The organism is Streptomyces sp. NPDC102514 (assembly GCF_055584525.1).
This window is the reverse complement of sequence record NZ_JBVJLW010000041.1, coordinates 15,507-36,732: the sequence shown is the minus strand read 5'-3', so window position 1 is coordinate 36,732 and position 21,226 is coordinate 15,507. Positions and strand designations below refer to the sequence as shown.

Annotated in this window: 14 protein-coding genes and 1 pseudogene; 10 read left to right on the top strand and 5 right to left on the bottom strand. The window is 71.1% G+C overall.

Annotation, left to right across the window (positions count from 1 at the left end; all coding sequences use genetic code 11):
- Window positions 1-580 precede the first annotated feature (580 nt).
- The 6 genes and pseudogenes from ACZ60E_RS45115 (at window position 581) to ACZ60E_RS45090 (ending at window position 11,287) form a co-directional block, all read left to right on the top strand.
- A complete protein-coding gene (locus ACZ60E_RS45115) occupies window positions 581-2,221 on the top strand; it encodes a serine/threonine-protein kinase (protein ID WP_469448152.1) in 1,641 nt (546 codons plus the stop codon).
- 100 nt (window positions 2,222-2,321) lie between these two features.
- Entirely contained in the window at window positions 2,322-4,046 is a 1,725-nt protein-coding gene (locus ACZ60E_RS45110) for a serine/threonine-protein kinase (RefSeq protein WP_453791926.1), read from the top strand.
- A 245-nt stretch (window positions 4,047-4,291) separates the two neighbouring features.
- On the top strand, window positions 4,292-5,734 hold the full coding sequence (locus ACZ60E_RS45105; protein WP_469448151.1) for a diacylglycerol/lipid kinase family protein: 1,443 nt from the start codon (window positions 4,292-4,294) through the stop codon (window positions 5,732-5,734).
- A 71-nt stretch (window positions 5,735-5,805) separates the two neighbouring features.
- Window positions 5,806-7,565: pseudogene (locus ACZ60E_RS45100) on the top strand (serine/threonine-protein kinase).
- Window positions 7,566-7,755: 190 nt separating this feature from the next.
- Window positions 7,756-9,381 carry a succinic semialdehyde dehydrogenase gene (locus ACZ60E_RS45095; RefSeq protein ID WP_469448150.1) on the top strand — a complete coding sequence of 542 codons (1,626 nt, stop codon included), beginning with the start codon at window positions 7,756-7,758 and terminating at the stop codon, window positions 9,379-9,381.
- A 118-nt stretch (window positions 9,382-9,499) separates the two neighbouring features.
- The gene (locus ACZ60E_RS45090; protein WP_469448149.1) at window positions 9,500-11,287 is read left to right on the top strand and encodes a GMC oxidoreductase; all 1,788 of its coding nucleotides are present in this window, start codon (window positions 9,500-9,502) and stop codon (window positions 11,285-11,287) included.
- A 212-nt stretch (window positions 11,288-11,499) separates the two neighbouring features.
- Here ACZ60E_RS45090 and ACZ60E_RS45085 read toward each other — a convergent pair whose 3' ends face one another.
- Window positions 11,500-12,474, bottom strand: coding sequence for an LAETG motif-containing sortase-dependent surface protein (locus ACZ60E_RS45085; protein ID WP_469448148.1), 975 nt, complete (start codon window positions 12,472-12,474; stop codon window positions 11,500-11,502).
- Between the two features lie 296 nt (window positions 12,475-12,770).
- Here ACZ60E_RS45085 and ACZ60E_RS45080 point away from each other — a divergent pair, with 296 nt between their 5' ends.
- Together ACZ60E_RS45080 and ACZ60E_RS45075 are read left to right on the top strand one after the other, a co-directional pair.
- Window positions 12,771-13,997: a hypothetical protein gene (locus ACZ60E_RS45080; protein ID WP_469448147.1), complete on the top strand. Its 1,227-nt coding sequence runs from the start codon at window positions 12,771-12,773 to the stop codon at window positions 13,995-13,997.
- A 44-nt stretch (window positions 13,998-14,041) separates the two neighbouring features.
- Complete coding sequence (locus ACZ60E_RS45075; RefSeq protein WP_469448146.1) at window positions 14,042-14,878, top strand: hypothetical protein; 837 nt, start codon at window positions 14,042-14,044, stop codon at window positions 14,876-14,878.
- A 633-nt stretch (window positions 14,879-15,511) separates the two neighbouring features.
- On the opposite strand, the gene ACZ60E_RS45070 is transcribed toward ACZ60E_RS45075, so the two are convergent.
- Entirely contained in the window at window positions 15,512-15,814 is a 303-nt protein-coding gene (locus ACZ60E_RS45070) for a chorismate mutase (RefSeq protein WP_384812984.1), read from the bottom strand.
- Window positions 15,815-16,241: 427 nt separating this feature from the next.
- Here ACZ60E_RS45070 and guaA point away from each other — a divergent pair, with 427 nt between their 5' ends.
- On the top strand, window positions 16,242-17,819 hold the full coding sequence (guaA, locus tag ACZ60E_RS45065) for a glutamine-hydrolyzing GMP synthase (protein WP_385834779.1): 1,578 nt from the start codon (window positions 16,242-16,244) through the stop codon (window positions 17,817-17,819).
- A 21-nt stretch (window positions 17,820-17,840) separates the two neighbouring features.
- On the opposite strand, the gene ACZ60E_RS45060 is transcribed toward guaA, so the two are convergent.
- A complete protein-coding gene (locus tag ACZ60E_RS45060; RefSeq protein WP_469448145.1) occupies window positions 17,841-18,323 on the bottom strand; it encodes a pyridoxamine 5'-phosphate oxidase family protein in 483 nt (160 codons plus the stop codon).
- 82 nt (window positions 18,324-18,405) lie between these two features.
- Window positions 18,406-19,053 carry a hypothetical protein gene (locus ACZ60E_RS45055; protein WP_469448144.1) on the bottom strand — a complete coding sequence of 216 codons (648 nt, stop codon included), beginning with the start codon at window positions 19,051-19,053 and terminating at the stop codon, window positions 18,406-18,408.
- Window positions 19,054-19,303: 250 nt separating this feature from the next.
- On the opposite strand from ACZ60E_RS45055, the gene ACZ60E_RS45050 reads away from it, so the two are divergent.
- A complete protein-coding gene (locus ACZ60E_RS45050) occupies window positions 19,304-20,098 on the top strand; it encodes a class II aldolase/adducin family protein (RefSeq protein WP_384800444.1) in 795 nt (264 codons plus the stop codon).
- 71 nt (window positions 20,099-20,169) lie between these two features.
- Here ACZ60E_RS45050 and ACZ60E_RS45045 read toward each other — a convergent pair whose 3' ends face one another.
- Entirely contained in the window at window positions 20,170-21,156 is a 987-nt protein-coding gene (locus ACZ60E_RS45045; RefSeq protein ID WP_384800441.1) for a DUF4429 domain-containing protein, read from the bottom strand.
- Between the last annotated feature and the right edge of the window lie 70 nt (window positions 21,157-21,226).

Below are 21,226 nucleotides of genomic sequence, written 5' to 3'. Positions count from 1 at the left end.
CCACCCCCCAGGTCATCGAGGACAGGGGGACACAGTCATGCCGGGCCCGGAGGCCAGCGGCCCTCTTGCAGGACCGCGAAGAACATAACGGGGGCGGAGTTCGTCGGCTGCGGGCCGGTGGGGGCTGGTCGCGCCGTTCCCCGCGCCCCTGAAAGACTGCGCAGTTCCCCGCGCCGCTGGAGGCAGGAGACCGCGCCGTTCCCTGCGCGCGTAAAGGCAAGAGACTGCGCCGTTCCCCGCGCCCCTGAAGGACTGCGCAGTTCCCCGCGCCGCTGGAGGCAGGAGACCGCGCCGTTCCCTGCGCGCGTAAAGGCAAGAGACTGCGCCGTTCCCCGCGCCCCTGAAGGACTGCGCAGTTCCCCGCGCCGCTGGAGGCAGGAGACCGCGCCGTTCCCTGCGCGCGTAAAGGCAAAAGGCTGCGCAGTTCCCCGCGTCCCTGAAGGTAAAAGGCTGCGGCGTTTCCTGCGCCCCTGGAGGCAAAAGGCCGCGCTGTTCCCCGCGTCCCTGAAGCGTCGGTTGTCGGCCAATCGGCGTTGGCGGGACCCGGAAGGGTTCCGTCCGTTGCGGCATGATGGGGCCCATGGCGACCGAGGGGGAAAGACCGGAGGACAACGCCCGCGTCATCGCGGGGCGTTACCGCCTGGAAGCCAGAATCGGCCGCGGTGGCATGGGTGTCGTGTGGCGGGCCACGGACCAGCTGCTGGCCCGGCAGGTGGCGGTCAAGGAACTCGCCGTCGACGCCTCGCTCTCGGCGGCGGAGTCCCGGCTGCAGCGGGAACGCACCCTGCGCGAGGCGCGTGCGATCGCGCAGTTGCGCCATCCGCACATCATCGTCGTGCACGACGTCGTCGAGCAGGACGAACGCCCGTACATCGTCATGGACCTCCTCGAAGGAGGTTCGCTCGCCGAGCGGATCTCCCGGTCGGGGCCCGTCGGCCCGGTCGAGGCGGCGCGGATGGGCATCGACCTCCTGAGCGCGCTGCGCAAGGCGCACGACGCCGGTGTCCTGCACCGCGACCTGAAGCCCGCGAACGTACTCCTCACCCTGTCCGGCATCGTCGTCCTCACCGACTTTGGGGTCGCGCAGGTCGCGGGCGCGACGACGCTCACCGAGAGCGGCTCGTTCGTGGGCTCGCCCGAGTACACCGCACCCGAGCGGATGGCGGGCCTCAGGACCGGGCCCGAGTCCGACCTGTGGTCGCTGGGCGCACTGCTCTGCACGGTCCTCAGCGGCGAATCCCCGTTCCGCCGCGACTCGTTGGGCGGCACACTGCACGCGGTGGTCGTCGACGACATACTTCCGCCCGCCGCCGCCGGACCCCTGCTCCCCGTCGTACGCGGCCTGCTCGAACGCGATCCGGAGCGGCGGCTCGACGCGATCGAGGCGGAGCGGCTGTTACGGGTCTTCCTGGACACGGGCCGTATGCCGCAGGTCCCGCCCGGCTACAGGCCTCCGCGGCGGGACGCGTCCGGGCGGGACGCGTCGGGACGGGATTCCGGCACCTCGGCGTCGGCGGTTCCGGAACCGGCCGTGCCGCATCCGCTGAGAGCCCCCTTCGCCGTCTCCTCGTCGATGCGCAACGTGCTGATCGCGGCGGCCCTCGTCGCGGCGATGGCCGTGGCGGGCGTGTCGGCGGCCGCCCTGCTGCTGGGCGACGGCGGCAACGGGCCGATCCCGCCGGGGGGCTCGGTGTCCTCGTCCCGTACGGCCACCGGCCCGACGCCGAGTGCCAGCGGCACCGGCTCCCGGCCCACGGCCTCCGCCGGCCGCACGGTGCCCACGGGATACCGGCTCGTCCACGACGCGGCGGGCTTCTCGCTCGCCGTCCCCGTGGGCTTCACGCGCGAGGCGCAGAGCGAGCGCGTCTACTACATGTCGGCCGGGAAGACCTTCCGCATCGGCGTCAAGGTGTCCGCACCGGAACCGGGCGGCCCGCTCGCGGTGCTGGAGCGCGCGGCCGGGAAGGGGCCCGACACCTACCCCGGGTACCGCGACGGCCGGGTCACCGAGACCACCCGCTCGGGGCGGCCCGCCGCGCTCTGGGAGTTCACCTGGGACGGCTTCAGCGCGGCGGAGGGCGCGCGGCACATCTACGAACTGTGCTGGGAGGAGGGCGGCCGGATGTACGACGTGCTGGTGTCGTCGCCGGTCGGCCAGGCGCGCGAGGCACGGGAGTACTTCGACGTCGCGGTGGACACCGTGTCCCGTACGGGCTCATGAGCCGCATTTCACCGTAAAGCACGCGTTGTGCGTCACGGGTCTGTGACTGGAAAGCATCCAGGGTGGAGCGGAGACGCCTGCCGCGATAAGGATGGACCCCATGAGCAGCAACGGGGGAGCCCCTTACGGACCCGACGAACCGACGAGTTTCGGTCTGCAACCGCCACGACCACCGGTCGCCGTGCCCCACCCCGGGAATCCGTACGCCACACCCCCGCAGGTCGTGCCCGAGGCCGTCCCGCAGCAGCAGGCGCACCCGGCACCACAGGCGTACCCGGCACCTCAGGCGCAACCCGGGCAACAGGCGCCGCACGAACCCGGCTCCGGCCGGCTCATCGCGGACCGGTACCGGCTGCTCGACAAGCTCGGCCACGGGGGCATGGGGACCGTGTGGCGGGCCAAGGACGAGACGGTGGACCGGGAGGTCGCCGTCAAGGAGCCGCGCGTCCCCGACCATCTTCCCGAACGTGAACGAGCCAATGTCTCCGAGCGGATGCGCCGCGAGGCGCGCGCGGCGGCCCGGCTCGACCACCCGGCCGTCGTCACCGTCCATGACGTCGCCGTGGTCGACGGCCGGCCGTGGATCGTGATGGAACTGGTCCGGGGGCGCTCGCTCGGCGCCGCGCTCCAGGAGGGCACGCTCGGCGCGCGCGAGGCGGCGAGAATCGGCCTGGAGGTGCTCGGCGCGCTGGAGTCCGCGCACGCGGCGGGCATCCTGCACCGTGACGTCAAGCCGGACAACGTCCTGCTCGGCACGGGCGACCGGGTCGTCCTCACCGACTTCGGCATCGCCCAGATCGAGGGCGAGACGAATCTGACCGACACGGGCGGCTTCGTCGGCTCGCCCGAGTTCATCGCGCCCGAGAGGGTGCTGGGACAGCGCCCCGGCCCGGCCTCCGACCTCTGGTCGCTGGGCGTGGTCCTGTACGCGGCCACGGAGGGCGTGTCGCCGTTCCGCCGCAGCAACACGCCCGCGACGCTCCAGTCGGTCCTCAACGCCACCCCCGCCCCGCCCAACGCGGCCACGGGACCGCTCGCCGAGGCCATCAACGGCCTCCTCGACAAGGACCCGAACCGCCGACCGGACGCCGCACGGGTACGTGCCCTCCTGGAGCAGACCGCGCGACCGCCGCAGCTCGCGCCCACCCAGATCGTCCAGCGGCCCGCGCCCGACGGGGCGCACCCCGGTGGCAGGCCGTTCCGCGTCGGCCGCAAGGGATGGATCGGCCTCGGGGCCGTGGTCGTCGCGGCGGCGGTGGCGGCGTACCTGCTGGTCGCTGATCCGTTCGCCGGGCCGCTGCCGGACGGCTGGAAGAAGACCGACGTGAAGGCGCTGGGCGCCACCATGGCGGTGCCGGCGGGTTACCAGAAGAGCGTGCCCAAGCCCGACGCGCCCAAGGACGATCACTGGGTGCAGTTCACCGACCAGAGCGGCACGCTGTGGATCAGTCTGTCGCTGGAGAAGAAGTCCGAGGACACCTCGGGGGAGATCGCCGGGACGGCGTCGGCGGAGATGTACGAGGACGACGCGACGTACAAGCGGAGCGGCGCGTACGGGCTCGGGATGGACTCGGACCCGGCGCCCACGAGCGATCCCAACGACGTCAAGTACAAGGACCGCAAGGCGGCCCGGAACACGGTCACCTACCGCAGCACGGACACCGAGAATCCGCGGCCTCGGGAGATGCAGGTCCTGTACTACAGGACGACGTCGGGCGACATGTACAAGCTCATGATCGGTTACCCGGGCAAGGGGGATTTCACCGCGCGGGGGCGGGTGGTCGCTTCGACGGCCATCGCGAACCTGGACATCGACAGGTTGTGAACCTCTGCGGATGCCTAGTGGGCGACTTGGCGTGGCATCACGCGGGCGTCGGTAGCGGCATACTGCTGCCTCGGGTCGTCGATCGTCGGGTGCGGCCCGGTGGGGGTTGCCCGCGCAGTTCCCCGCGCCCCTGAGAACAACGGCAGCCCGGGCCCCCTTGTTTGGGGGCGCGGGGAACTGCGCAGTCTTTTGGCTTTGAGGGGCGCGGGGAACGGCGCAGGTTTTGGAGAAGAGAGGCGGCAGGCGTGGGCCTGGATCTTGACGGGCGGGCACATGCCCGGCAGCGCTGGGCAGCACGCAGCGCCCTGACCGCAGCCGGCACCGCGGTGCTGCTGCCGCTCGCGTTCGGGGGACTCGCGAGCCTGCTGCTCGTAGCGGTGGGAGCGCTCGGCACGGCGGTGACCGTGGCCGCCCTGTGGTGGGTACTGACCCTCCGCGGACCGTCCCGCGCGGCAGCCGTGGCGCTGGCCGTCGCGACACCCGCCGCCGTCGTCTGGTTCTTCGCCGCCGAGAACCTGCTCTGGGTCGTCATCGTGTCCCTGGCCCTGTGGGGATTCGCCGTCTGGGCCGGCAAGTTCGCGCTCAGCAGCACCAAGTCGCACACGGTGAGCGTGCGGGAGCACCGGACTCCGGCCCCCACCAGCCCCTTCCTCATCATGAACCCGCGGTCCGGCGGCGGAAAGGTCGAGCGGTTCGGGCTGAAGGAGAAGGCCGAGAAGCTCGGGGCACGCGTCCACCTCCTCGACCCCGAACGGCACGAGGACGTGACCGAACTCGCCCGGCAGGCCGTCGCGGACGGCGCCGATCTGCTCGGCGTCGCGGGCGGGGACGGCACGCAGGCGCTGGTCGCCGCCGTCGCCGCGGAGCACGGCATGCCGTTCCTCGTCGTCTCCGCCGGAACCCGCAACCACTTCGCCATGGACCTCGGACTCGACCGGAACGACCCGGCGGCGAGCCTCGACGCCCTCACCGAAGAGGGTGTCGAACTCCATGTCGACCTCGGCTTCGCCGACACGTACCCCTTCGTCAACAACGCCTCGTTCGGGGCGTACGCGGTCGTCGTGCAGAGCCCCGAGTACCGGGACGACAAGGTCCGTACGACGCTGGAGCTGCTGCCCGAACTGCTCACGCACCAGCGGGGGCCGCGGCTGACCGCCCGTGTGGAGGAGACGGGCGGGACGGCAGGTATGGAGGAGGGGGGCGCAACCGCGGCGACCGTCGTCGACGGACCCCAGGCCCTCCTGGTGAGCAACAACCCCTACCGCATGGACGATCCGGCGGGCCTCGGCTACCGCGAGCGGCTGGAGTCCGGTGTGCTGGGCGTCCTCGGCGTCAGGGTCGAGAACGCCGCCGAGGCCGCCGGGCTGCTGCTGGGCAGGCACTCCACCGGGCTCACGGTGCTGACCGCCCGCGAGGTGGTCGTCGACGCCGACCGCCCCGAGATCGAGGTCGGCGTGGACGGCGAGGCCCTCATGCTGCCCACGCCGGTACGGTGCCGGATCGAGCCCGGCGCCCTGCGCGTACGCGTCCCCGGGAACCGGCCGGGCGTACCGGAGACCAAGCCGCCCATGGACTGGCGCCGGCTGCGCAAACTCGCGGCGGCGGTGGGCCGTACGGCACTCCCCAAACACCGGGCCCTGCCCCGGGAGGAGCCCCTGCCCGCGAACCGGACACCTCCCACGGCCTGACCCACGGTTGATCCACCGCGTACACGGCCCGAACATCGACAAGCTCCGTCCCAGCGCGGTACTGATGGGGCATGAGCGATGACGGGGGGCGCCTGGTCGGCGGCCGTTACCGGCTGACCGAGCGCATCGGCTCGGGCGGCATGGGCACCGTATGGCGGGCCACGGACGAACTCGTGGGGCGGGACATCGCGGTCAAGGAGCCCCGGCTGCCCGGCGATCCGCGGGACGCGGCCCACCAGCGCGCGTACCACCGGCTGCAGCGCGAGGCGCGGGCGGCGGCGCGTGTGGAGCATCCCGGCGCCGTGGCGATCCACGACGTGGTGGTGGAGGACGGACTGCCCTGGATCGTCATGGAGTTGATCCGTGGCGAGTCCCTCCACGAGGTGCTCCAGCGCGGCGCGCTCCCGCCCACCGAGTCGGCGCGGATCGGGCTGTCCGTGGTGGGCGCCCTGAAGGCCGCGCACGCCAAGGGCATCGTGCACCGCGATGTGAAACCCGCGAACATCCTCCTCGGACAGCACGGCCGCGTCGTGCTCACCGACTTCGGCATCGCGCACATCCAGGGCGAGGAATCCCTCACCATGAGCGGGGAGTTCGTGGGCTCCCTCGAATTCATCGCGCCGGAGCGGATGTCCGGCCGGGGCGCGGGCCCGGCCGCGGACATGTGGTCCCTGGGCGTCTGCCTGTACGCGGCCGTCGAGGGCTGGTCCCCGTTCCGGCGTACGACGCTGGAGTCCACCCTCGCCGCGATCCTGTCCGCCGAGCCACCGGAACCCGAGCACGCGGGACCGCTCGGGCCGCTGATCGTACGGCTCCTGGCGAAGGACCCGGACCAGCGGCCGGACGCCGACGAGGTCGCCGCCTCGCTGGAGGCGGTGGCGGAGGGCTGGCCGACACCGAGGGGCGACCTGACGACCCCGCAGGACGCGTCCCTGTTACGCGAGTTCGCGGACGACTCGGGAACGGTCCGGCTCGGGCACACGCCCGCGGCATCCGTGGAGCCCGCCGAGCCCGTAGAGCCCGCGGAGCCCGCAGAGACGGAGGAGGCAGAGGAGACGGGGGAGGGCGGAAGCGCTGGCCCGGACCCGGCTCCCGCCCGAGCCCCCACCCTCGCCTCGGACAACGCCCACCCCGACGCCGTACTCCCGGAACCACAACCGAAACCGTCCCCGTCACCATCCCCGTCACCGACGCGCCGCCACGCCCCCGCCTCATCGGTGGCACCCTCGTAGGCGCCCTGCTCCTCGCGGGCGGCGTCTGGCTCGGCACCTCGCTCACCGGCGACGGCGACAACGGCGGTGGCGGGAGCGCGGGGGACAGGGCCCCCGTGAACTCGTCCGTGACCTCTCCCGAGACCGCGACCGGGCCCACGGCCGACGAGGTGTGGACCGCCCGTCCGGAGAAGGACCTGAAGGCGGTCCTCCACCTCCCCCGCCAGTTCGTGCGCTTCCACGAGCAGGGCGGTGCCGACGACCAGCCGCGGATGGCGATCTTCGACAACGACGAGGTCGTCCAGGTCAGGCTCACCCAGTGGGACAGGGCGCCGAGCTCGCCGATGGCACGGGCGCGGCACCAGGGCGACACCTGGGCGGGCTACGGCGAGTCGAGGACGCAGTACACGCCGACGTCCTTCCACGGGTTCGAGGCCGTGCTCGCCGACACCACCTACGACACCGAGGGCAATCTGACCCGTGTCATGGAGCTGATGATCCTCACCGACGACAGCCGGATGTACGAGCTGCGGGTGGACATGCCCAAGGGGACGGCGGACGAGAAGAGGGGCACCGCGGTGTTCAAGGGGGCCCGGGACCGTCTTGAGATCGAGCCGTGACGTCCGGGGCGTGAGGCGCGAGGATCCGCTCCGGAAATCTCCGCCGGGCTCCGATCCTCTCTGATCGTCACCGGACAACACCCTGATCAGGCCATTTACTGCCAGTGATCACTGGCGCCTTGTGTGTACTCGGTGAAACCCTGTTACCGACGGGTACCCAAAGAGCTCGGGCGGGCATACCCTGCGGCTCATGACGGACTCGCAGGCCCCGGCACAGGCCCCGGAAAAGACCGGTACCAACCCTCTCGCGCCCGCCCCCGAAGGCGCCCGTACGGCCGCTGACGTGGTCACGCCCGAGCTGATCGCCCAGCTCACCCGTGGCGTGGTCGGCTCGGGCCGCACCGCCAACCACACGCCGTTCACCGGCGAGAAGCTGGCCGACCTGCCGGAGTCCACCCCGCAGGACGTGGAACTGGCCTACGAGCGGGCGCGCGCCGCCCAGTTCCTCTGGGGCCAGATCCCCGTCAAGGAACGCGCGGCCGTCCTCCTCCGCTTCCACGACCTCGTGCTCGCCCGCCAGGCCGAGGTGCTCGACCTGATCCAGCTGGAGACCGGCAAGGCCCGGCTGCACGCCCACGAGGAGGTCCAGGCGGTCGCCGTCGCGGCCCGTCACTACGGCCGCCGCGCCCCCTTCTACCTGCGGCCCAAGCGGCACGCGGGCGCCATGCCGACCCTCACCAAGGTCACCGAGCTGCGCCACCCGCGAGGGGTCGTCGGCCAGATCGCGCCCTGGAACTACCCCCTTGAGCTCTCCGTCGGCGACGCGCTGCCCGCCTTCGTCTCGGGCAACGCCGTGGTGATGAAGCCCGACACCGAGACCTGCCTGACCGCCCTGTGGGCCCGTGACCTGCTGATCGAGGCGGGTCTGCCGGCCGACGTCTTCCAGGTCGTCCTCGGCGAGGGCCCGGTCATCGGCCCGGAGGTCGTCAAGCACGCCGACTACGTCTCCTTCACCGGCTCCACCCGCACCGGCCGCGAGGTCGCCCAGGGCGCGGCGGCCCGGCTGGTCGGCGTCTCCCTCGAACTCGGCGGCAAGAACGCCATGCTGGTCCTTGAGGACGCCGACATCGACCGGGCGGCGGCCGGCGCGGTACGCGCCTGCTTCTCGTCGGCCGGGCAGCTGTGCATCAGCATCGAGCGGCTGTACGTCCACGAGTCGATCGCGGACACGTTCCTGGAGCGCTTCGCCGCCCGCACCAAGGCGATGCGCCTCGGTACGTCCCTCGCGTACGGCGCCGAGATGGGCTCCCTGGTCGGCGAACGCCAGCTGGAGACCGTGACCCGGCACGTCGAGGAGGCCGTCGCCAAGGGCGCGACCGTCGTCGCCGGCGGTGTCGCGCGCCCGGACATCGGCCCGTACTTCTTCGAGCCGACCATCCTCGACGGCGTCGAGTCGCCGATGGCGGTCTGCGGCGAGGAGACCTTCGGCCCGGTCGTCTCGATCTACCGGTTCAAGGACGAGGACGAGGTGATCGCCTCCGCCAACGCGACGGCGTACGGCCTCAACTCCTCGGTCTGGACGAAGGACGGCCGCCGCGGCGCCAAGGTCGCGGCCCGGCTGCGCACCGGGACGGTCAACATCAACGAGGGCTACGGGCCCGCGTACGGCAGCGTCCAGTCGCCGATGGGCGGCATGAAGGACTCCGGCCTCGGCCGCCGCCACGGCTCCGAGGGCATCCTCAAGTACACGGAGGCCCAGACGGTCGCCCAGCAGCGCCTGCTGCCGATGGCCCCGTCCCTGGGAATGGACGACGAGAAGTACGCAGCGTTCATGAGCTGCAGCCTGCGGCTCATGAAGGCATTCCGGTTCCGGTAGGGCGCCCCGCCAGAGGCTCGCGCCCCGTCAGGGGCGCGGGGCCGCATCGACATGCGGCTCCGCCGCATGAGCGCGAGCAACCACGCACCACCCGCACGCACACTCAACGAGGAGCATCGTGCCCCAGGACACTTACGACTACGACGTCATCGTCGTGGGCTCCGGCTTCGGCGGATCCGTCACCGCCCTCCGCCTGACGGAGAAGGGCTACCGAGTAGGTGTCCTGGAGGCGGGCCGCCGCTTCACCCCGGCCACGCTCCCCAAGAACTCCTGGGACCTGAAGAACTACCTCTGGGCGCCGAAGCTCGGCATGTACGGCCTCCAGCGCATCCACCTGCTCGGCAACGTCATGGTGCTCGCCGGCGCGGGCGTGGGCGGCGGTTCCCTCAACTACGCCAACACCCTCTACGTACCGCCGAAGCCGTTCTTCGAGGATCCGCAGTGGAAGGACATCACCGACTGGCAGGAGGAGCTGAAGCCGTACTACGACCAGGCGCAGCGCATGCTCGGCGTACGGCTCAACCCGACCATGACCCCCTCGGACGTCCATCTCAAGGCGGCGGCCCGGCGGATGGGCGTGGGCGACACCTTCCACATGGCGCCGGTCGGTGTCTTCTTCGGTGACGGCGAGGACGCCGACGGAACCGCGAAGGCGCGGCCGGGTGAGCAGGTCGACGACCCGTACTTCGGCGGCGCCGGGCCCGCCCGCAAGGCGTGCGCCGAGTGCGGCGAGTGCATGACGGGCTGCCGGCACGGCGCGAAGAACACCCTCAACGAGAACTATCTGTACCTCGCCGAGAAGGCGGGCGCGGTCGTCCACCCCCTGACGACCGTCGTGTCCGTCACGGACGACTCGCAGGGCGGGTTCGCCGTCTCGACGCTGCCCACGGACCGCGGACGCAAGGGCGCAGGACGTGCGGGGCGTGTCTTCACGGCCCGCCGGGTCGTCCTCGCGGCCGGCACGTACGGTACGCAGACCCTGCTGCACCGGATGAAGGACGGCGGCCAGCTGCCGTACCTGTCGAAGCGGCTGGGAGAGCTGACCCGTACGAACTCCGAGGCGCTCGTCGGCGCGCAGACCAGCGACCGCCGCTACCGCAAGGCCACCGGCGAGGCGAGGGCCGACTTCACCCGCGGTGTCGCCATCACGTCCTCGATCCACCCGGACGCCAACACGCACATCGAGCCCGTCCGCTACGGCAAGGGCTCCAACTCGATGGGCAGCCTGTCGATCCTCCAGGTGCCGTACACGGAGGGCTCGTCGAGGGCGCTCGCCTGGCTGGTCAACGCGGTGAAGCACCCCACCCTCGTGGCGCGTTCGCTCTCCAACCGCCGCTGGTCGGAGCGGACCATCATCGGCCTGGTGATGCAGTCCCTCGACAACTCCCTGACGACGTACCTGAAGCCGAAGGGCGCGGGCAAGGGCCTGCTGACCGCCCGCCAGGGGCACGGGGCCCCCAACCCGAAGCAGATCAGGACCGCTTCGGAGGGCGCCTCCGCGATAGCCGCCGAGATCAACGGTTTCCCGGGCTCCAACGTCGGCGAGCTGATGGGCACCCCGCTGACCGCCCACTTCCTGGGCGGCTGCCCGATCGGCGCCTCCGCCGACGAGGGCGTCATCGACCCGTACCACCGACTGTACGGGCACCCGGGCATCTCCGTCGTCGACGGCGCCGCGGTCTCGGCGAACCTGGGCGTGAACCCGTCGCTGACGATCACCGCACAGGCCGAGCGCGCGATGTCGTACTGGCCCAACAAGGGGGAGACGGACCCGCGTCCGGCGCCCGGCGCCGCGTACGAGCGCCTCGAAGCGGTCGAGCCGCTCACCCCCGCGGTCCCGGCGGACGCCTTCGGCGCCCTCAAACTCCCGTTCCTCGGCATGCCGACGATCCCACCGAAGAAGTAGAGAAAAGCAACCGACAAAGACGAAGGACCTGCGCCCCCCTCCGAGCGCAGGTCCTTACGTCTTGTCGCACATACAGCAAGTCGGTCATGCGTGACGCGTCATGTGTTCTATGCGCCGTCAACGGGCCCGTCAGGGCCCTGTTGAGGGGCGCGGGGAACTGCGCGCCCAGCCCCCACCGGACCCGCAGTCAAACACCGGCCCTCCAAGCGGAGCTACTCGCCAGCCTTGCGACGCCGCGCAACGACAACGGCCCCCACACCAGCGGCCAGCGCAACCCCACCCACGAGCCCGATCGTCGGCAGCGCGGAGCTGGACCCGGTCTCGGCCAGGTTCCCGGTCACCTGCGGCGTATCGGCCTTGTCGGGCTTCTGGTCGCTGACCGGCGCCTTGCCGCCTTCCTGCGGCTTCGTGCCGCCGGTGTCCGTACCCGCGGCGACGATCTGGAACTTGTACGCGACCTCGCCGAAGCCGGTGCACTCCGCGTCGTCGTCACCGTAGATCGTCGCGCCGAGCGAGAAGCCCGCGCCGACGGGAGCGGTGGACTTCACGTTGATCCGCAGCGGGACGTGGACCTCGTAGTCGGGCTTGAGCTCGTCGGTGTAGCCGACGAAGCCGACCGCGTAACCCTCTTCGTCGAGGTTCTCCCAGACCTTGTCGTCCGGGTTCCAGGCCTGGAGCTGCACCTGCTTGCTCTTGAAGAGGTCCGTGCCGTCCACGTCGGAGGAGGCGCCGGCGAGGAAGTCGAGGTCCTGGAGCGTCGAGTCGGAGGAGTTCAGGACGTTCAGCGAGAACTTGTGCCAGCCGCTGCCCACGGAGATCTTGCCGGGCAGGCCGGTGATGCTGACGTCGACCTTGGTGTCCTCGCACACCGACGGCTCGGGGTCCGGGGTCTCGGACTCCCCGGGCGGGGTGGTGCTCGGCGCCGGGGTGGTCGCCGGCGGGGTCGAGGTCGGCGTACCCGCGGGGGTCGTGGAGGACGGCGGCGTCGTCGCGGGCGTCGCGGCGGGCGTCGTCGTCTCGGCGGCCCCGGTCTCGGTCTCCGTCGCGCCCGGCGTCACGGACGCGGTCGTGGTCTCGGTCCCGGTGGGCGCGGGGTCGGTCGCGAACGCGGCCGGGGCCGACAGCAGTGCGAGCGGGGCTATGACAGCCGTCGTGGCCGCAGCGACCATGACACGGCGAAGCTTCATGAAGACCTCGGAAAGTCCGGTGTGCCGCGGCGTCACGGCACGAGATTCGGGAGGCCTCCGCGTGGCGGTCGCGGGTACGGCCATTGGTTCCGTAAGTGAGACCTGTGACTCCTGTGAAGGGTTGTCCTTAAACTCACAGAATTCTTATGTGGGCTGGGTCACACACGGGCTCGACTTGTGAACTCCCGTACCCACGCCTTAGAACTGACCCTCGGTCGACTGTTCGAGTACGTCGACAGGTGCATCGACAGGTACATCGACCAGCACGTCAGCCACGGGGGAGAGGCGCGAGCGTCGTGAGTGAGAAACCGTCCGGGAAGGCGCCGGAGGAGCCCGGGGAACCCGAGCGACCCAGGGAGCCCGACGGGTCCGGGGAGTCCATACCCGACGACGTGTGGGAGCGGTTCGTCCAGGACAGCGAGCGGGACATCCGGATCTCGGAGGCGCCCAAGGAGCCGTCCGCGCGCGCCCGCATGGTGACCGAGCGCCTGCGGCAGCAGGAGGCCCGCGGTGAACTGCCCCCGGCCTGGCGCGCGGACCCCGTCGGGCAGCGGGCGTACGGGCGCGGAGCCCGGCGCCGCAAGGTGTGGACGGTCATCGGCATCCCGCTCGCCCTCGCGGCGGCCGTGGTGGCCATGAAACCGTCCCTGCTGCCGGGCGACCCCTTCGGCACGGACTCGGCCTCGGGCCCGGGCACGCAGACCTCCCCGCTGCCCGCGGAGACCGCGCCCGAGACCGCGGCTCCGGGTTCCGCGCCCGGCTCGCCCACCCTGGACGAGCCCTTCGCCGGTTCCCCGGCCGCGCGGTACGCCGACGGCGCCGCCGGGATCGTACTGCCGGAGGCGAAAGCGGTCGGCGCGTTCTCGAAGGAGCAGGTCGCCGGGGCCCTGGAGCAGAGCAGGACCCTGCTCGTCGACGCGAACGTCGACCGCGGGACGCTGCTCGGCGACACCCCCGAGACCGTCCTCGGCAAGGTGCTCGACCCCAAACAGCCCGAACTGATCGACGACTTGAGATCCCGGCTGCGCAAGCCCGGCAGGGGCCACGATCCACTGCGCTTCTTCAGCCGCTTCGACCGTGACGAGGTACGGCTCGTCGGTGACGTGGTCAAGACTCGTGGCCGTACGACGTTCGAGGCGGGCGAGGAAGGGGCGCTGGACATCCACACCGACTACACCTTCGTGTACGCGCTCGCCCCCGCCGACCCGGACTCCACCGAGGTGGCGCGCACCATCGTCCGCCGCGTCATCGACCTGCGGCTGCTCAACCCCGCGAAGTACAAGGCGACGCCGGGCAGACTGGCGGTCATCAGGTACGACGACGACATCGCCAACTCCGCCTGCGACGTCCACGACGGCTTCCTGCACCCGCGGCTGTCCTCCGGCGGACCGACGGGCGCGCCTCCGAGCGGGCCCGCGGTCGACCCGTACGACCGCAGCAGGGACATCGGGGACGACGCCGGCGACTCCGCCGACTCCCGCGATTCCGGCGGGGAGTCGTGTGGGTCGGTGTCGCGCACGTGATGACCGCGCATATGACGACCGCGCACATGACGACAAGGATGAAGATGAAGATCTCGCGCCCTCTGGTGGCCGCATCGGCCGTCGTCGCTCTCGGTTGCGTCGCGGCGTGCGGTGGGGGCGGAGACGGCGCCGATCGGCACGGGAAGTCGTCGCGGTCGAAGACGAGCGGCCTGACGAACGGTGGCGAGGAGACTAAGGCACCGGCCGAAGGGAGCGAGGCCGGCGAGGACGGTGATGCCTCGCGGGGCACGGGGTCCCCGCAGGACACACGCGACCCGCAGGACTCCTCGGGCGGCGGCGTGTCCAAGGGCGGCCGGCCCCTGACCGAGGCGCAGTTGAAGAAGGCCGCGCTCGTGACGGGTGACGTGAAGGGCTTCGAGGTCAAGGAGTCGGAAGGGGCGGACCTCCTGGGTCAGACCGTCCCGGCGACCCCGTCGAAGTGCCAGCCGATCGCCGACATGTTCCTGTTCTCCACCGACCCGGCCTCGCGGGCGGGAGTCAGTCGCGGTGTCGTGCCGAAGGACGAGATGAACGCCTCGGTGATCACATTCGCCCTCCTCGCCTACAAGTCCCGCGAGGCGGACAGGGCGATCGACGGCCTGCGTGCGGCGATCAAGGAGTGCACCGCGTACCGGCACGCCGACTACGACTACAAGGACATCAAGGCGACGGCCGATCCGGACCTGGGCGACGACTCCGTCGCGTTCAGGCTGGTCGCCTCGATCGAGGGGGCCCAGGTGCCCGCCGCGTACACGGTCGTGCGCGACGGTACGACGCTGGTGGCCTTCAGTTCGATGAACATGCTCGACGCGGACGAGATCGAGGTCCCGGCCAAGCTGGTCAAGGCGCAACTGGCCAAACTGGCGAGGACGACCGCCTGACCCGCCGGAAGCCGGGACACCGGGCGTCGGGACAGGCGAAGGGCCCCGCGGGACGATCCACGGGGCCCTTCGTGGTCAGCACCGACGTCAGGGCAGCGCCGGTGCCTGGGGAGGCGGCGCCGGGGGGTAGCGCCGCTCCATGGCTTGTCCGCCGGTCTGCGCCCGGCGCACTCGGGGAGTGCGCGTGGTCTCGACCAATGGCAGTAGGGCGGTGCAATACGGATGTCGCTCGAGGACTGGGGGTGTTCTAGGCATCGTGCTCGATGGGCCGCGGCCTACGCAACCGTTTCGACCGCCCTTGCACAGATTCCGCCGGTCGGCTCCGGGCGTCCCCGGAGCCGACCTCTCTTGGGTGACCGGGCTGCTGTCCCCTGCCGTCCGGTCACTTCTCTGGAACGGGGTCCCACGGCGCACATCCGTACGCCTCCCGTTCCAGCGGAGCCACGCGTGGTTCTTCGGGCCCGCCCCTGGCTGGCACGGACACCGGGAGAACGAAGCCCGCCGCGGGACGGTCACGCGCCGTACGGGTGAGAGGGCATGCGTACGTGCGTGCACCGGACGTCCGTCGTACGCGCATGTCGTACGGGATGCGCGTACGCGGCTCCGCAGGCGCCGCCCCTCGGACGCCGACCCTCAGATGCGCCCCCGGCACAGCTCCAGGAGCGTCATCGCGAGCGAAGTGCCGGGCTTGCCCAGGGCCTCCCTGTAGTGGCCGAGCACCTCCATCTCGCGCGACAGGTTCACCCGGCGGCCCCCGGAGGTGATCCGGGCCTCCTGGATGACCGCCGAGACCGCCATGCGTTCCTGGACCAGACCGATGATGCGGTCGTCGAGGGTGTCGATGCGTTCGCGGGCGCCGGTGATGACGTCGGCGGCCTCTTCGGTGCGGGCGCCGGTCTTGTCCGTGCCGGCTGCGGCGGGGGTGGCTGTGCTCATGTCGGGGGCTCCTCTTGGGGTGGGGTGCCCCGGAGCGGCAAGGTCCGGAAAACGCAGGCGCCCCGGGCCTTGTCGGCCCGGGGCGCCTGGGAAGTCGCTTGTCAGTTGCTCAAGCAGCACGACCATGGCAGCCGGGGGGCCGGTTGCCATAGGTAAAGACGAAGGTCTGGTGCGTGAGCATGGGAGCAGTATGCCCGCGCGCTCCGCGCGATCCAACCCGGTTCGCATCCTGAGACGGCCCAGTGGTCAGCCCGTCCGGCGTTTGAGGACGAGCGCGCAGCGCGATCAGGGGGCGAGGGGGCGCAGCCCCCATACGTGGACGGGAACGGGCAGGGGCGGCGGGGGCGAAAACCCGGCGTGACCCCCCGCCCCCGGACCCCCGTTAGAATCAATCGCACAGCCCCGCTAAACCGCCGGAAGGCAAACCGTGCCAGAAGCGTCCCCCGCCGCCACCCCCGACACCGTCCTGGTCGTCGACTTCGGCGCGCAGTACGCCCAGCTCATCGCCCGCCGAGTCCGTGAGGCCCGGGTCTACAGCGAGATCGTCCCGAGCACCATGCCGGTCGACGAGATCCTCGCCAAGAACCCCGCGGCGATCATCCTCTCCGGCGGCCCCTCGTCGGTGTACGCGGAAGGCGCCCCCCGCCTGGACCGCGCGCTCTTCGAGGCCGGCGTCCCCGTCTTCGGCATGTGCTACGGCTTCCAGCTGATGGCGACCACCCTCGGCGGCACGGTCGACAACACGGGCGCCCGCGAGTACGGCCGTACCCAACTGCACGTCAGCAAGTCCGGCTCGACGCTCTTCGAGGGCACCCCGGACGAGCAGTCGGTGTGGATGTCGCACGGCGACGCCTGCTCCGCCGCCCCCGAGGGCTTCACCGTCACCGGCTCCACGGACGTCGTCCCGGTCGCGGCCTTCGAGAACGACGAGAAGAAGCTGTACGGGGTCCAGTACCACCCCGAGGTCATGCACTCCACGCACGGCCAGCAGGTCCTCGAACACTTCCTGTACCGGGGCGCGGGCCTGAGCCCGGACTGGACCACCGGCAACGTCATCGAGGAGCAGGTCGCGCTGATCCGCGAGCAGGTCGGCGACAGGCGCGCCATCTGCGGCCTCTCCGGCGGCGTGGACTCCGCGGTCGCCGCGGCCCTCGTGCAGAAGGCCATCGGTACCCAGCTGACCTGCGTGTACGTCGACCACGGTCTGATGCGCAAGGGCGAGACCGAGCAGGTCGAGAAGGACTTCGTGGCGGCGACCGGCGTACAGCTGAAGGTCGTGGACGCGGAGGAGCGCTTCCTCACCGCCCTCAAGGGCGTCTCGGACCCCGAGGAGAAGCGGAAGATCATCGGCCGCGAGTTCATCCGGGTCTTCGAGCAGGCCCAGGCGGAGATCATCGCGGACGAGGGCCCGGAGGTGGCCTTCCTGGTCCAGGGCACGCTCTACCCCGACGTGGTCGAGTCCGGTGGCGGTACGGGCACCGCGAACATCAAGTCCCACCACAACGTGGGCGGGCTCCCCGAAGACCTTGAGTTCCAGCTGATCGAACCGCTGCGCCAGCTCTTCAAGGACGAGGTCCGGATGGTCGGCCAGGAGCTCGGCCTGCCGGACGAGATCGTCCAGCGCCAGCCGTTCCCCGGCCCCGGCCTCGGCATCCGCATCGTCGGCGAGGTCGACAAGGAGCGGCTCGACCTGCTCCGCGAGGCCGACGCCATCGCCCGCGAGGAGCTGACGGCCGCCGGTCTCGACCGCGACATCTGGCAGTGCCCGGTCGTGCTGCTCGCCGACGTCCGCTCCGTCGGGGTCCAGGGCGACGGCCGCACGTACGGCCACCCGATCGTGCTGCGGCCCGTCTCCTCCGAGGACGCGATGACCGCCGACTGGTCGCGTCTTCCGTACGACGTCCTCGCGAAGATCTCGACCCGCATCACGAACGAGGTCGCGGACGTCAACCGTGTCGTCCTCGACGTGACGTCGAAGCCGCCGGGCACCATCGAGTGGGAGTAGCGGCCCCGGGCCCCTCGGGGCTCAGGTCCGCCTGAGAGTGCGCACCGGCACTCCGGGCTGCCAGATCTGGACGACCAGGTACGTGTCGTCCTCGACGTAGGTCCGTACGACCTCCGTCAGTTCGGTGCGGAAGAGGTGGAACGGCTCCGGCGGTTTCACCTCTTCGCTGTACCCCGCCTTCTCCAGCGGGTCCTGGACCTCGACCGCCCGGCCCGCGATCCGTACGTCGCCGCCGGCCATCTCCGTGCCCGCTCCAGGGTTCGCCTGCAGGGCGAAGCGCGGGTCCCGGCGCAGGTCCAGCGCCTTGAGGGAGTTCGGCATCATGCCGAGCCACAGCTCCCCGTTCAGGAAGCGGACCTCCAGGCCGGACGTGCGGGGCGACCCGTCCTTGCGGAGGGTCGCCACGACGTGGTGAGTGAAGGCCGCGAACCGTTCCTCGACGGTCCTGGCGAGGTCCTGCTCCGCGGCGGTGAAGGCCGCCCAGTTCGATGTCGTCCGCGTCATCCGGTCGTCCGAGTCATGCGTGCCATGCGTGTCATCCGTGTCGTTCGAGTCATACGGCGAGTGTGGCGCCGATACCCGACATCTAGTGTCGCCTTTTCGGCAGCGAGTTGCGCAGGTTGGTCCGGCGGGAGTTGCGGTCCGCCGACCGCAGACGGCGGGCGAGCCGGTCCTTGCGCACCACCTCCAGGCGCAGGAGGAGCGCGAACACCGCGGCCATCATGGTGCCCGCGGCGAGCGAGGCCGTCCAGCCCGCGGGGATCAGCAGCAGGGCCATGAAGGCCGCGCTGGCGCTCATGAACACGGCCTTGCGGCGCCAGTCGAGGTCGTCGTCCAGGGCGTCGAACTCGATACGGGTCTTCAGCAGACCCACCGTCGGCGCCACGTCCGGCAGGGGTTTCAGCGTGCCGGGACGCATACCGGGCGCGCGGCCCGCGGCCAGCCTGCTGAGAGCCGCCGTACTGCGCTCGCGGGCCTCGGGCCGGGAGTCGCGCACCAGCCGGACCTGAAGCGTCTGGCCGACGCGGCTCGTCCGCTCGTACCGGAAGCCGTACTGCACGGCGATGTAGGTCAGTGCCGCGAGGCGGTGTGGGGAGCCGCCCGGGTCGTCCAGGACGACCACGTCACGCGTGGCGACCTGGCGGAGCATGTCCGTGATCAGGCGCTCGGCTCTCGTGGGTCTCTTGGTGTTCTTGGTTCTCTTGGCGCCCTTGATGTTCCTCATGTTCATCATGGGCGGGACGGTGATGCGGTCGCGGGGCGCGGTCCGCACAGCGTGTGGGGAAGGCTGTGCACGGGGGGTCCCTCCAGGGAGCGTCGGCGCGGGTGCCCGACGGGTGCGATGGCTCCGGTCAGGCAGACCAGCGATCTCGTACAACGGTTGTGCACTCTCTTCTTCGACATCTCTGTTCTCCTGCGCTGACCGCCGGTAACTTCCCGCCCGTAAACACGTACGGAGTCCGCCCCTCAGGGCTGGAGGACATATGCACGGGCCCACACCGCCCCTGCCCCTTCCCACCGACAGACTGCGGTTCGCGATGCCGCCCATGCACGAGTCGCTCGACGACGAGCGCCGGCACCGCAAGGAACGCCTCGCGGGCGCACTGCGGCTCTTCGGGCGGCTCGGGTTCGAGGACGGGGTCTCCGGCCACATCACCGCGCGCGACCCGGAGTACAGCGACTGCTTCTGGGTGAACCCGTTCGGAATGCCCTTCAAGCATGTCACCGTCGGGGACCTGGTGATGGCCAACGAGGACGGGCAGGTGCTGGAGGGCCGCTATCACGTGAACCAGGCCGCGTTCACCGTGCACGCCCAGGTGCACGCGGCCCGGCCCGACGTCGTCGCGGTCGCCCACTGCCACTCGGTGCACGGACGCGCGCTGTCCGCACTCGGCGACCTCCTCGACCCGATCACCCAGGAGAGCTGCGCGTTCTACGAGGACCACGCGCTGTACGACGCCTACTCCGGTGTCGCCGTCGACGCCGAGGAGGGACGCCGGATCGCCTCCGCGCTCGGCTCGTTCAAGGCGCTCGTGCTGCGCAACCACGGTCTCCTGACGGTCGGCGACTCGGTGGACGCGGCGGCCTGGTGGTTCCTGTCCATGGAACGCTCCTGCCAGGTGCAGCTCACCGCCCGCGCGGCCGGGCGGCCGGTGCTGATCGACCACAAGCAGGCGGTCGCGACACGGGAACAGACCGGCGGGGACCTGGTGGCGTGGATCAACTACCAGCCGCTGTGGCAGGACATCAGCCGCAGCGAGCCGGACCTGCTGTCCTGACGTGCCTCAGAACATGCCGCGCCAGAAGACCCGCCTCGCCATGGCACATGCCGCCTCGGAGAGGGCGCGGCTCAGTGGAAGTCGCGCAGCACGGCCGCTTTCGTCGTCGCGAACTCCTCGTCGGTGAGCACACCGTCGCGATGCAACTCGCCCAACTCCCGCAGCCGGCGCAGGAGCATGTCGTGAATCTCCTCCGGAGGCGCTGGGAGTGCTTGGGGCGCTTGGGGTCCTTGGTGCGCCCGGGGAGTCCTGGAGGCCTGGGGCGGTACGGAGTCCCCGGGCGCGGCGGCCAGGAGGCGGGACGGATCTCCCCGTACGAGCTCGCCCCGACCGTGCCCGCCGGTCGCCCGGTCGGACGGGTGCGGGAGGCGGGCCATGACCGCGGTGGCGACGAGGGCCGTGAGCAGATCGCGGCGCGCGCTGCCCCACAGGTCGAGCGCGAACGGATCCTTCTCCGGCGGCAGCTTGGAGAACACCGAGTCGTTCGTCACGAACCGCAGGAAGCCGTCCTCGTAACCGGAGTTGGGCAGCCACTCCACCTGCACCAGATCCGGCAGGCCGATGATGCGCGGGCCCGTCGCGCGCTTCACCCGGTCCGAGGTGTCGCTCCAGTCGATACGGACCCTGGCGCCGTCGAAGGAGACCGTGCCGTCGCTGGAGCGGACCGAGACGGGCACCGGCGGGCCGGGCAGGAGATACGCCCCGGCCGGTTCCTTGGGGATCTGTTCGATGAGCAGGGCGTGCCGGATCTCCTCGGCGACGTACTCGGCGACCCCCGAACGGTCGATGTCCACCGACAGCCGGTACGGATCCGCCGCGTCGGGCAGCCGGCCCCCGGTCGCTTGGAGGAGCGGGTCGGCGCCCTCGCGGAGCCTCAGCCGCAGCCGGCCACGCTTGCGTTCGGGCTCGTAGACGACGCCCGCGACCGCTTCGAGGGGCACGGCGATCTCTCCGTACGTCTGCCGGAACAGCGGCACGGAACGGTGCAGTCCCGGGGTGATCCGGACCGTGCTGCCGTCGAAGGCCCAGGTCCCGTCGCGCTGGATGATCTCGGCCATACGGAAATTCTCGCAGCCGGGTCAACACGGGGGTGGCCGGTTCACCCGCGCTGACCAGACCTGGCGGACG

What these genes read in the sequence shown, in the direction of transcription:
- ACZ60E_RS45060 (WP_469448145.1), bottom strand. Translation starts at nt 18,323, where the DNA reads ATGACGCGGACGACATCGAACTGGGCGGCCTTCACCGCCGCGGAGCAG.
- ACZ60E_RS45055 (WP_469448144.1), bottom strand. Translation starts at nt 19,053, where the DNA reads ATGATGAACATGAGGAACATCAAGGGCGCCAAGAGAACCAAGAACACC.
- ACZ60E_RS45115 (WP_469448152.1), top strand. Translation starts at nt 581, where the DNA reads ATGGCGACCGAGGGGGAAAGACCGGAGGACAACGCCCGCGTCATCGCG.
- ACZ60E_RS45045 (WP_384800441.1), bottom strand. Translation starts at nt 21,156, where the DNA reads ATGGCCGAGATCATCCAGCGCGACGGGACCTGGGCCTTCGACGGCAGC.
- ACZ60E_RS45110 (WP_453791926.1), top strand. Translation starts at nt 2,322, where the DNA reads ATGAGCAGCAACGGGGGAGCCCCTTACGGACCCGACGAACCGACGAGT.
- ACZ60E_RS45085 (WP_469448148.1), bottom strand. Translation starts at nt 12,474, where the DNA reads ATGAAGCTTCGCCGTGTCATGGTCGCTGCGGCCACGACGGCTGTCATA.
- ACZ60E_RS45075 (WP_469448146.1), top strand. Translation starts at nt 14,042, where the DNA reads ATGAAGATCTCGCGCCCTCTGGTGGCCGCATCGGCCGTCGTCGCTCTC.
- ACZ60E_RS45095 (WP_469448150.1), top strand. Translation starts at nt 7,756, where the DNA reads ATGACGGACTCGCAGGCCCCGGCACAGGCCCCGGAAAAGACCGGTACC.
- ACZ60E_RS45070 (WP_384812984.1), bottom strand. Translation starts at nt 15,814, where the DNA reads ATGAGCACAGCCACCCCCGCCGCAGCCGGCACGGACAAGACCGGCGCC.
- ACZ60E_RS45050 (WP_384800444.1), top strand. Translation starts at nt 19,304, where the DNA reads ATGCACGGGCCCACACCGCCCCTGCCCCTTCCCACCGACAGACTGCGG.